Source organism: Hafnia sp. CBA7124 (genome assembly GCF_002355555.1).
GTDB lineage: Bacteria > Pseudomonadota > Gammaproteobacteria > Enterobacterales > Enterobacteriaceae > Hafnia > Hafnia alvei.
In genome coordinates this window covers 1,062,473-1,074,755 of the sequence record NZ_AP017469.1, presented here as the reverse complement: position 1 = coordinate 1,074,755, position 12,283 = coordinate 1,062,473, and the positions used below count along the sequence as shown (strand labels likewise).

The window sequence follows — 12,283 nt, the reverse complement described above, 5'->3', positions numbered from 1 at the left end:
TATTCACTTATTTTGCCTGACGCTTCTGGTACTCACCGGCCGCTTTCACAAAACCAGCGAACAACGGATGTCCATCACGCGGCGTAGAAGTAAACTCTGGGTGGAACTGAGAGGCGACAAACCATGGGTGGTTTGGCAGCTCAATGATTTCCACCAGCTTGTTATCCGCAGAACGGCCGGTCACACGCAGACCCGCAGCTTCAATCTGTTTCAACAGCATGTTGTTTACTTCATAGCGATGGCGATGACGTTCAACGATAGTGGGTGAACCGTACATCTGACGAACCAAACTTCCGTCGGCCAGATTACATTGTTGTCCACCTAAACGCATCGTGCCACCTAGGTCGCTTTCTTCTGTACGTACTTCTACGTTGCCTTCTTCGTCACGCCATTCTGAAATCAGCGCAACCACTGGATATTTGCAGTCTGGTACAAACTCGGTTGAGTTCGCATCAGCCATGCCTGCCACGTTACGGGCAAACTCCATCAGAGCAACCTGCATACCCAAGCAAATGCCCAGATATGGAATATTATTTTCACGCGCATAGCGTGCGGTAGCGATTTTGCCTTCGATACCACGGTAGCCAAAGCCGCCCGGTACCAAGATCGCATCCAAACCTTTCAGCAGTTCAACGCCTTTGGTCTCTACGTCTTGCGAATCGATAAGCTTGATGTTCACGGTAACGCGATTTTTCAGGCCGCCGTGCTTCAATGCTTCAATAACAGACTTATAGGCATCCGGTAATTCGATGTATTTACCGACCATACCGATGGTCACTTCACCACCAGGATTGGCTTCTTCGTAAATCACCTGTTCCCATTCTGCCAGATTTGCTTCAGGACAGTTTAAGCTGAATCGTTTACAAATGTAATCATCAAGTCCCTGAGATTTCAAGAGGCCTGGGATTTTATAAATAGAATCAACGTCTTTCAGAGAAATAACTGCTTTCTCAGGAACATTACAGAATAGCGCAATTTTTGCGCGCTCATTCGCAGGAACAGCACGATCTGAACGACAAATCAGCACATCAGGCTGAATACCGATAGACAGAAGCTCTTTTACAGAGTGCTGAGTAGGCTTAGTTTTCACTTCGCCAGCCGCCGCCAGATACGGCACCAAAGTCAGGTGCATATACATGGTGTGCTCGCGACCCACTTCTACCGCCATTTGGCGAATAGCTTCGAGGAATGGCAAGGATTCGATATCACCGACGGTACCGCCGATCTCAACCAGAACCACATCGTGACCTTCGCCACCTTCAAGGATGCGTTCTTTGATTGCATTAGTGATATGAGGAATAACCTGAACGGTCGCGCCCAGATAATCGCCACGACGCTCTTTACGCAGCACGTCGGAATAGATACGGCCGGTGGTAAAGTTATTGCGACGGGACATTTTGGTACGGATGAAACGCTCGTAATGACCTAAATCCAGATCGGTTTCTGCGCCGTCTTCGGTGACGAAAACTTCCCCGTGCTGGATAGGGCTCATCGTGCCCGGATCGACGTTGATGTACGGATCCAGTTTCATCATGCTTACGTTGAGGCCACGGGCTTCAAGAATAGCCGCCAGGGAGGCTGCGGCAATGCCTTTACCCAGAGAGGATACAACCCCGCCGGTCACAAAAATATAATTAGTTGTCATGCTGAACCTGAGAGTTAGGTTTAAAGACGATGGAAGAACCAAGACGGGACAGTAGTATACCCGAACCTTTCATTTGCCACAAACGATCTCAACGCCTAAGTCACATTTGTTTAGGATAAAAGGTATGACTAAATTCATTTAAGCTTTAAATTACAACTGGATAAAAATTTCATTGGTAAAAAAAACCTGTAAACCAACGATAGGCGGTGAAATTTGTTAAAACATACGACAACTCTCGTTATCGCTTCCATCGATGAATCATGAGTGACATGCATTAAGCTCTAGCGCCAAATATCTTTTAATTTCAAAACAGCACGTTCGATGGCGCTCTCACTCACTCCCGCAAACCCCAGAATAAGACCGTAGTGGTTAGCGTTCTCCTCCGACTCCGGCAGCCATAACGAACTTAAGGGGGTTATCTCAATGCCCGCACTCATGGCCTGCGCCACCAGCGTTTGTTCGCGTTCAAAATTGGGTAACCGGATGGTTACGTGTAAACCCGATGCCACCTCCGGCATTGAACCTATATGGCTAAGGTGCTGACACCATGACTTTAGCAACGCATCGCGCCGTAGCTGACCAGCCCTGCGCATCCGGCGAATATGCGGCTGAAAGTGACCCTCGGCAATAAAATCAGCCATCACCCGCTGATCGTTGATCGGCGGCTGACGGCTTGCCATCGTGCGCAATAGTGTGAGCTGTGATACCAACTGTGGCGGTGCCACCATGTAGCCCAAACGTAATCCGGGGTACATGACTTTAGAAAATGAACCGATATAAATCACGCGGTTACTTTGATCAAGTGCAGCCAATGGCATCAACGGGGTGCCGCTATAACGATACTCACCGTCATAATCATCCTCTAAAATCCATGCTTCTCGCTCTATTGCCCAATTCAGCAGTTCTAATCGACGGGGCAATGACATGGTGACCCCCGTTGGATATTGGCAAGAGGGGCATACATAGGCCATTTTAGCTTTAGGGATCTGCGCGAGCTGATGCGTTAGTAGCCCATCGTCATCAACGCCTACGGCGTTAATGTGCACCCCTAAACATGAGAATGCCCCGGCAGCAGCCCAATAGCAGGGGTTTTCCATCACAACTTCATCTTCAGCCCTCAACAACATCGCCGCAGACACCATGATGGCTTGCTGTGCCCCAAGTGTGACTAGAATTTGTGCAGGATCGCACGCCAATCCGCGTGCACTACGCAAATAGTGGGCAATCAATTCTCGAAGCTGTATATCACCGGCAGGATCGCCATACCCCATATGCTGAATCGGTTCTCTACGCCAAAAACGGTTCTGTAAACGTGACCAAATTTCAAAGGGAAACAAATCCAGCGCCGGTAACCCAATACGAAAGGCTGAAGGCAAACCGTCATGCACGATATGACGGTTAAATTGCTGTGCAATCGGCAGACGGAGCCCTGCATGAAGTGGCGGGTTTAAGGGCGGTGATGGTTGGGCCTGCCCCCGAGTGCCACTGCCTGCTAAAGTGATATAGGTACCATCGCCCACTCGGGTTTCAAGAAATCCATCAGCAAACAGTCGTTCATAGGCATTCATCACGGTATTGCGCGAAACGCCTAGCATCTTCGCTAACTCCCTCGTTGCCGGTAGCTTACTACCGCCACATAGCGGCTCACTGGCAATAAGCTCTCGTAACAACAGATACAACTGCTGGCTGCGTTTTCGTCCTGCCTCAAGTTTTATTCCTGTGAGCTGAAGCTGCAAATACGCGGATGAGTTTGACAACAAATTGGCACCTTAAAATCACACCATTTTGGCTCTTTTATACAACCAATAAGCCTCCTAGCATAGCCAAATTAAATTTGCCTATGCTTTGGTTAAAACAAAGGGCAGATCCGATTAGCTCAATATTTAAAGGCCAATATCTGATGACAAACCAAACCGTAATATACGCAGCAAAAAAAATTATCACGATGTGCCCTTCTCAACCCGAAGCCTCACACGTTGCCGTTCGTGATGGAAAAATTTTAGCCGTCGGCACATTGGAAGAGCTGGAAGGCTGGGGCGAATACACGCTCGATAACACCTTTGCGAATAAAATTGTGATGCCAGGGCTTATTGAGGCCCACTCCCACGCCACCGGCGGCGGTATGTGGCAATTCCCTTATGTTGGATATTACGATCGCCCTGACTATACGGGAAAAATCTGGCAAGGATGCCGGTCGTTCGACGAAGTGGTCACCGCGTTACAGGCCATCGAACGCACCATGACCGATCCCCATGCGCCGCTGATCGCTTGGGGCGTAGATCCCATTTATTTTGGCAGCGAGAAACTTGGCCGTCAGCATCTGGATAAAGTCTCCACCACCCGTCCAGTTGCAGTGATCCACATGAGCATCCATTTGATGGGGGCCAACACCTGTGCTCTGCATGACTGTGGAATTTTTGATGACAGCGCCATTGAAGGCGTAGTCAAAAATGAAGATGGCACATTGCATGGTGAGCTCGTAGAGTTCGCGGCGATGGGGCCGATTCTCGACAAATATGGCTTCTGGGATGCACTTACCACTGAACAAGCGATCCGTAATTTTGGTCAAGAAGCTTTCCGTGCTGGTTGCACCAGCGCAGCAGACATGGGACTAACCGATTTCAGCAATCCAGAACTCACCGCGAACTACATTCGTATGACGCGGGAAAACAGTTTCCCTGTTCGCTTGCTAGTCGCTTATGGCCCTCCGTTTGTGAAAAAGCCGTTTGTTGAGGCCATTGAGTTCGCTTCAGATGTAATGAAACACGGCCATGAAAAAATGCTCTTCGGTCCAATGAAAATCTTTTTAGATGGCTCTATTCAAGGTGGCTCTGGCCGTATGTTATCACCCGGCTATTACAAAACGGGACATAACGGCGCTTGGAACGCCACGCCACAAGTTGTTGAACAACAGGTCTATGAGATTATGTCTCGTGGTTATCAGGTTCATTGCCATTGTAACGGTGACGAAGCGTCTGAAGCCTTCATTCAGGCAGTCGAAAAAACGCTTAACCGGATCCCTGCAGCCAATCACCGAGCCACCATGCAGCACGCTCAGATGCTGCGAGAGGATCAGTTTAAACGCATCAAAAGTCTGGGCATGTGCGTGAATTTTTTCAGTAACCATATCTACTATTGGGGCGACCAGCATTACGCAAAAACCATGGGACCAGAACGCGCCAACCGCATGGACGCCTGTGGTAGCGCCGTACGTCACGGCATTCCATTTGCCTTCCACAGCGACTGTGGTATCACACCAATTAACCCACTATTTACCGGCTGGTGTGCCGTCAACCGCGTTACTGCCAGCGGTAGAGTGCTGGGCGAAAAAGAGAAAATCAGCGTCGCTGAGGCTCTACATGCCATGACAGTCGGTGCGGCCTATACGATGAAAGTCGACCATCTCATCGGCAGCATCGAATGCGGGAAATACGCCGACTTCACGATCCTTGAACAAGACCCACTCGCTATTGAACCGATGAAGCTTAAAGACATTGGGATTTGGGGAACCGTACTGGGCGGGCGCTTACAGCCAATTCAAAACTAAGCAATACGCGGTCTTTCTTACCTTTTTCACCTCATACCGGCCTGCACAGCAGGCTGGCTAACGGCTTGCGCCCTAAATTTACCTTTAAAGGTTATAACTATGTCCTCAATCGCAACACCCGCGGTTGCCAACGCTGCTGATTCATCAACGACCATCAAATGGCTACCACTGCTGGTTTTATGCCTAGCTCAGCTCTCAACATCTGGCGACAACGCCACACTGAGCATCGCCACGGGTGCATTGGTTAAAGATCTTCACGCATCAATGGATCTCATCAACATAGCCAACGCCATGTATTCATTAGCCGCCGGTTCACTCATGGTGGCCGCAGGGATGATTGGTCTTATCATTGGGTGGAAAAAGACCTTCCGTATCGGTTGTTCATTGCTCTTTTTAGCTGAACTCACCGCCTTTTTCTCTCCTAATATGGAAGTCTTCACCTACGGAGCTCGCCTACTCTCCGGCGTTGGTGGCAGTTTCATGATCCCCTCAGTTTTAGGACTTATCGCGAGCAATTATAAAGGTTCACAGCAGGCCGTTGCCTTTGGTGCAATCGGTGCTGCCAGCGGAGTCTCTTTTGCAGCCGGCCCCATTATCTGTGGTTTATTAGTCGATCACATGGGCTGGCGTACCGCATTCGCCGCCATTGCTGGCTTATGCATTGTTATCTTTGCTGGCTCATTTTTAGTTCCTACACCAGCCAAACCAGAGCGTAAGGTAAAATTCGATGCGTTAGGCGTGCTACTTACCGTTGTTGGGTTGTTTAGCGTGATCCTCGGCTTCCTAAAAGTGTCAAGTTGGGGACTGTTTACACCATTCAATGCGCCGTTCACCGTTGCAGGCCTGAGCCCTGCGCCGTTCTTAGTATTATTCGGGCTGGTTGTGTTAGCCGTTATGCTGAAATGGGAACGCTATCGCGAAGCAAAAGTGGGAAGCGCACTGATACCGATGTCATTTTTAGCTACCCCACAGGTACGTAACGGTTTATACCTCACCGCGTTTATCTTTTTGGCCTATGGCTCTGGCATCTTTGTCACCGTCAGTTTTGTGCAGGTGGTTGCAGGACTCAACGGTATTCAAACCGGATTAATGATTTTACCTTTCGCTCTCGGCGTCGTCTTTTTCTCTCTTGGCCTACCGGTCATCTACAAAAATGCCAATCCTAAACGTCTCTGTCAGGCCGCATTATTAATCGGCACGCTAGGTTCTATTTTATGTATTTTTGGGTTCCAGCCCTCTGATTATTCAACAATCGTACCTGTCGGTATGTGCTTGATTGGTATCAGCATGGGCACCATTTCCGCCTATTCAAGCTATATCGTAACCAGTGGTCTTCCTCCACGTGATGCCCAACAATCGGGTGGCGTACAAGCAACGTCACGTAACGTTGGGCAAGCTATCGGCGTTGCCGTTTGTGGCATGGTGATGCTCACCACCGTCACCATGGCCGTTCAAGGGGCCGCGCGTAGCGACGATCATTTATCCATCGATACTCGCACCAAAGTCTCTGAAATCACCGTAATTCCCTACCTAAGCGATAATGCTTTTACCAAGCTAATGTTAGATCACGGAATTACACAGGGGGATGTTCCGGCGCTCAGCGAGGTTTACAAAACTGCGCGTCTGAACGCGACTCGAGCAGGCATGGTCGCGACAGCCATAATGACGTTGCTGTTTTTATTCGGCACACGCAACCTCCCTACTCGGACAAAGGGCAACCAGCCGGATGGGCAAACTGATGATAAGAAAAAGAAACAGGCAGCACGCTAATAATCTTTAGCCGTTGTTTGCCTCGTTAACGCACACCTCTGCAAGGAGGTGTGCGTTTTGGTATTTTCCGCACCGGAGAATTTTCATGTTAAAAACAGCCCCGATCAACACACGCGGTATTTGGCTGCCACTTATCGTGCTCTGTATGGCACAATTTCTGGCCTCTGCCGATAACGTCACGCTCAGTATTGCCACACACGCCTTAATGCACGATCTTGGCGCATCAATGGCGCAAGTTAGTGCGGCTAACACCATGTATCCGCTAATTGCAGGCACCTTTATGATTGCAGGTGGTATGCTGGGCGGTGTTCTCGGCTGGCGCAGAACATTCCGTATTGGATGCGCAATTTATTTATTAGGCGAACTGTGCGCCACACTTGCCCCCTCTATTTCGTTCTTTATCTGGGCAGCGCGCATTCTGGCAGGAATTGGGGGGAGTTTTATGATCCCTTCCGTCTTCGGCCTAATCACTGGACTCTATCAAGGGCGCGATCGCGCGATGGCCTTTGGGGCGCTCGGTGCAGCCAGTGGCGTTTCCTTTGCTTTAGGGCCGATTATTTGCGGTATGCTACTGGATACACTCGGCTGGCGCTGGGCATTTTCCGTGATGGGAGGGCTGCTCGTCATTATTCTGCTGCTTTCTGCACTTATTGATGAACCAGCCAAAAGCAACCAGCCATTACATTTTGATTTTCCTGCTTTTATTCTCTCAACCATCGGCTTATTTTTAGTCATCTTTGGCATTTTGCAAATCTCTAACTGGGGGCTATTTGCACCTTTTAATCCGCCTTTCACACTGTTTGGTTTAAGCCCTGCCCTATTTTTAGTTTTGGCAGGTGTTCTGGTCTTAATCATAATGCTACGTTGGGAAAAAACGCACGAAGCCCGCACCGGTAGCGCACTCATTCCACATGCTTTTTTACATACCCCACAGGTGCGTGCCGGTCTCTATCTCACCGCTTATATCTTTTTTGCCTACAGCTCAGGAATTTTTGTGGTAGTGAGTTTTGCTCAGGTGGTTAGCGGGTTAACGGCGATTCAAACCGGCCTACTCATAGTGCCGTTTGCTATTTGCCTTGCTGGATTTTCTTTAGGATTGCCACTTTTCATCCACCAGCGTAATGCACGTAGGCAGTGCAGAGTTGGGCTAATTCTCGGCATTATAGGCGCAGCGGTTACCGCCGCCGGTATTGGAGTGCATAGTTTTAACAGATCATTGATTATTGTCGGGCTTTGTTTTATCGGTTCCAGCATGGGAGTGATTGCAGCCAACGCGCCATATTTGGTCACCAGTGCATTACCGGAAAAAGAGGCTCGCCAGTCAGGCGGAATTCAGTCTGCCGCCCGTGATATTGGTCAAGCGCTTGGTGTAGCGTTGGTGAGTACGGTCATGCTTACTACGCTTACGTTTAGCATGAAACACCGCATCGCGGACATCACCGTCACACCTCAGACCCGCATTACCATACAAAATATGACCGTGTTTCCCTATCTCAGCGATCAAGGATTCAGCAACCTGTTAGTGCAGTCTGGAGCAACCAAACAAGACTTACCCACTATCACCAAGCTTTACCAACAATCTCGAGCCCGTGTTAGCCAAGCAGGTCTACTGGCTATGGCACTAATGACGTTGCTGTTTCTACTAGGCACACGAGGAATTTTGCAACCAGATGGTAAAAAATAGAGTGGCGAGGAATTATCTACCTGTACAGCAGTGAGCTTCGTCCATCCGGGATAGAGCCGTTGTTTAAATTTCTAAGCTGCCTGTACGGCAGTGAACATGAGACAAGGCGAAATCCTTGGCCTAGCATGTTTCTAAGCTGCCTGTACGGCAGTGAACGCTCTTTAACAATAAGATTCCTACCTGAATCATTTCTAAGCTGCCTGTACGGCAGTGAACTTAACTTCTGGAAGATTGGCGCACCGACCAAATTTCTAAGCTGCCTGTACGGCAGTGAACTGCTGGATTTTATGACTAGCTGAGTGAAAATAAAGCGATTTCGCGCAATAAATTCAAAATACCCTTTTTCTGCGCGTTATTCTCAGCCTGTTTAAAATCAATCAGTTACTAGTAGGCAGAAAAAAAAGGCTAACGCAGCACGTCAGCCCTTTTCACTTTAACCAACGCGATTTTGACTATTTACCTTCAGCCTTTTTCACCTGCTGCCAATGCGCTTCCATTTCGTCAAGCGTGGCTTCTTCCATGGTTTTGCCCGAGGCGCGCACTGCATCTTCTACTGCACGGAAACGACGTTCAAATTTGCGGTTGGCTGCCTGTAGGGCGTTTTCAGCTTTATGGCCTAAGTGACGCGATAAATTCACCGTTGCAAACAGCAGATCGCCAATTTCTTCGCCTAGCTTTTCCTCATCCACCACCGCCTGCTGCGCTTCATCCATCACTTCGTCGATCTCCTCATACACCTTGCCTAATACGGGGCCAAGCGTATCCCAATCAAATCCCACTGCCGCGCAACGTTTTTGGATTTTATAGGCCTTCATCAGCGCAGGTAGCGCATTTGGAATATCGTCCATCGATGAACTGAGATCTTTTTCAGCACGTTCCTGCGCCTTACGCTGTTCCCAGCGAGCTAGCGATGCTTCGGCGCTTTCGGTATGTTCGGCAGCAAAGACATGCGGATGGCGGCGTTCTAACTTATCGCTGATGGCATTACACACATCGTCAAAGTTAAACAGCCCTTGTTCCTGCCCCATCTGTGCATAAAACACTACCTGAAATAACAGGTCGCCCAGCTCTTCGCGTAAGTCACTAAAATCTTCACGCTGAATCGCGTCAAGCACCTCATAAGTTTCTTCCAGCGTATAGGGCGCAATCGTGGCAAAAGTCTGCTTCTGATCCCACGGGCAGCCGCGTTCTGGGTCGCGCAGGGTTTGCATGATGGTCAGCAGGCGTTGCATCGGGGAGGAAGTCATAGTGCAGCTCTCAGGTATAAAAAATAACCGCCGCAGAATGCGGCGGTTTCTGTGCTGACTATCTTACGGATTTAAGCGGCAGGGATAAAGTCACCGTTTTGGCGCGCCACCAGCGTCAGAATGCTGTATAGCGCCACCGGTTGCTGATGCTGATTGAGCACCTGCACATCCCATACCACCACACCATGCGGTTTATCTTCAGCGGTTTTCTGGGCTTTTTTGATTTTTTTCTTGCAGGTTAAGCGCACCTGAATGGTATCGCCGATTTTCACCGGCTCAATAAAGCGCAGGTTTTCCATGCCGTAGTTAGCAATCACCGGCCCTACGCCCGGATCGACAAACAGGCCTGCCGCCGCTGACACCACAAAATAACCATGCGCCACGCGCTCACCAAACAAGGATTCCGCCGCGCCAATTTTATCCATGTGGGCATAGAAATGGTCACCGCTCAGGCAGCCAAAATTCACAATATCCGCTTCGGTGATCGTGCGTCGAGCGGTCAGCAGGCTTTCACCAATCGCCAGCTGTTCGAAATATTTTCGGAATGGATGGACCTGCTCTTCCACCACGTCTGCGCCACGCACCCATTCACGGCCAATCGCCGCCAACATGGTTGGGCTTCCCTGAATCGCGGTGCGCTGCATGTAGTGTTTGACCGCACGTAAGCCACCCAGCTCTTCCCCTCCACCGGCTCGCCCTGGGCCTCCATGTACCAGCATGGGCAACGGTGAACCATGGCCGGTGGATTCTGCGGCCGCATGGCGATCCAAAATCAGCATACGCCCATGAGCACATGCCGTTGCGCGGATAATTTTCGCCGCCGTCTGCTCATCCGCAGTCACCAACGATCCGGCTAAACTTCCCTGCCCCAGCAACGCTAACTCAACCGCTTGCTCAGCGTTTTGATACGGCATCAGCGTAGCCACGGGGCCGAAGGCTTCGGTGCCATGCACGGCCTGATGCGTGAAAGGGTCGGCACAGTAAAGCAGCGTCGGAGGGTAAAATGCACCGTTTTCAGCACCGCTTCCGATTAATTGCAGCGCCGAAAGCGAGCCACCGCACAAAGGTTCACAGCCGTTGCGCAGCAGATAATCGACTTTTTGCTGCACGTCATCACGCTGTTCAAGATTGACCAATGCGCCCATACGTACATCGGGGTGCGCAGGATCGCCCACCGTGACACCGCCCAAACGTTTAAGCAACGCTTGCTGAACGGCGTCCATCTGCGCTGCGGGCACAATGACACGACGAATAGCGGTACACTTTTGCCCCGCTTTTGTGGTCATTTCTCGCACCACTTCTTTAATGAAAATCGCGAATTCAGGCATCTCTGGCGTGACATCTTCGCCTAAAATGCAACAGTTGAGCGAGTCGGCTTCCATGGTGAAGGCGATGGATTTTTGTAATAAGCGGGGATGTGAACGCAGCTTCTGGCCGGTTTGGGCAGAACCGGTGCAAGTTACCGCATCCTGATAGTCCAAGTGCTCAAAGATATCGCCGACGCCGCCGCAGATGAGCTGCAACGCCCCTTCAGGCACCAGTCCACTCTCAATAATCAGTTTAACCATCGCCTGAGTGAGCTGTGCCGACGCCGTAGCCGGTTTGATAATTGCAGGCATTCCCGCCAGCCACGTTGGTGCTAGTTTTTCCAACATTCCCCAGCAAGGAAAGTTAAACGCGTTGATGTGCAGCGCCACGCCGGGACGAGACGTTATGACATGACGGGCGGCAAACTGTGATTGCTTGGAGAGAGGAATTAATTCGTCTTCGGGCCAAAGGGTATCGTCGGGAAGCTCGCGCCCAGCCAAGCCCGCATAGGCAAACAGCGTCGCAATACCGCCTTCAATATCCACCCAACCATCACCCCGCGTAGCTCCGGTTTCAGCCGAAATCTGATACAGCGATTCTTTGTGAGCCAGCAGGTGCTTGGCTACCGCTTTCATCATTTGCGCTCGCTGTTGGAAGGTCATCGCAGCCAACGCTTTGCCGCCGTGCTGGCGCGCATAGTCCAAGCTTTCAGCCAACGGTAAGCCATCAGAACACACCTGATACAGCGCTTCACCGCTCACAGCATGGTGGATCGCTCGCTCTTTGCCCTGCCCATATGCCCAGACACCTGAAATATAACTGGTTAACTGCTGCATCCTATCCTCCAAGCTTCACTTTGTGACTAAATATTTACTCAAGGTGTATCACATTATTTTAGTTACCCGCCACTCATTAATTTAACAAAATAGAAACACATCGCATTTTAAAAAAGCACTCGTTGATATAGACAAACCTTTACAAGAAATCAATTCATTGTTTTTAAACAATTAAAAATAAAACCCTGTGACCTGTACGACAAATGCGCACAATAGGTGTTTGATCTTTTTGTTATCAGAATGTAG

7 protein-coding genes and 1 CRISPR repeat array are annotated in these 12,283 nt (G+C 49.9%); of the genes, 3 read left to right on the top strand and 4 right to left on the bottom strand.

Features of this window, described 5'->3' with window-relative positions:
* Window positions 1-7 precede the first annotated feature (7 nt).
* On the bottom strand, window positions 8-1,645 hold the full coding sequence (pyrG, locus tag CPY98_RS04990) for a glutamine hydrolyzing CTP synthase (RefSeq protein ID WP_025800558.1): 1,638 nt from the start codon (window positions 1,643-1,645) through the stop codon (window positions 8-10).
* Between the two features lie 281 nt (window positions 1,646-1,926).
* Complete coding sequence (locus tag CPY98_RS04985; RefSeq protein WP_231899435.1) at window positions 1,927-3,402, bottom strand: PLP-dependent aminotransferase family protein; 1,476 nt, start codon at window positions 3,400-3,402, stop codon at window positions 1,927-1,929.
* A 143-nt stretch (window positions 3,403-3,545) separates the two neighbouring features.
* On the opposite strand from CPY98_RS04985, the gene CPY98_RS04980 reads away from it, so the two are divergent.
* The 3 genes from CPY98_RS04980 to CPY98_RS04970 all read left to right on the top strand — a co-directional run bounded on the left by CPY98_RS04980 (window position 3,546) and on the right by CPY98_RS04970 (window position 8,646).
* Window positions 3,546-5,192, top strand: coding sequence for an amidohydrolase (locus CPY98_RS04980; RefSeq protein ID WP_231899434.1), 1,647 nt, complete (start codon window positions 3,546-3,548; stop codon window positions 5,190-5,192).
* A gap of 99 nt (window positions 5,193-5,291) precedes the next feature.
* Window positions 5,292-6,962, top strand: a complete 1,671-nt coding sequence (locus tag CPY98_RS04975; protein ID WP_096386592.1) for an MFS transporter — start codon at window positions 5,292-5,294, stop codon at window positions 6,960-6,962.
* Window positions 6,963-7,047: 85 nt separating this feature from the next.
* A complete protein-coding gene (locus CPY98_RS04970) occupies window positions 7,048-8,646 on the top strand; it encodes an MFS transporter (RefSeq protein WP_096386589.1) in 1,599 nt (532 codons plus the stop codon).
* Window positions 8,647-8,713: 67 nt separating this feature from the next.
* Window positions 8,714-8,922: a CRISPR direct-repeat array (repeat unit 28 nt; unit sequence TTTCTAAGCTGCCTGTACGGCAGTGAAC).
* Between the two features lie 176 nt (window positions 8,923-9,098).
* On the opposite strand, the gene mazG is transcribed toward CPY98_RS04970, so the two are convergent.
* Together mazG and paaZ are read right to left on the bottom strand one after the other, a co-directional pair.
* The gene (gene mazG / locus CPY98_RS04965) at window positions 9,099-9,893 is read right to left on the bottom strand and encodes a nucleoside triphosphate pyrophosphohydrolase (protein ID WP_096386586.1); all 795 of its coding nucleotides are present in this window, start codon (window positions 9,891-9,893) and stop codon (window positions 9,099-9,101) included.
* Between the two features lie 71 nt (window positions 9,894-9,964).
* Window positions 9,965-12,037 (bottom strand): phenylacetic acid degradation bifunctional protein PaaZ, encoded by a 2,073-nt coding sequence (paaZ, locus tag CPY98_RS04960; RefSeq protein WP_096386583.1) that lies wholly within the window; start codon window positions 12,035-12,037, stop codon window positions 9,965-9,967.
* Window positions 12,038-12,283: the final 246 nt, after the last annotated feature.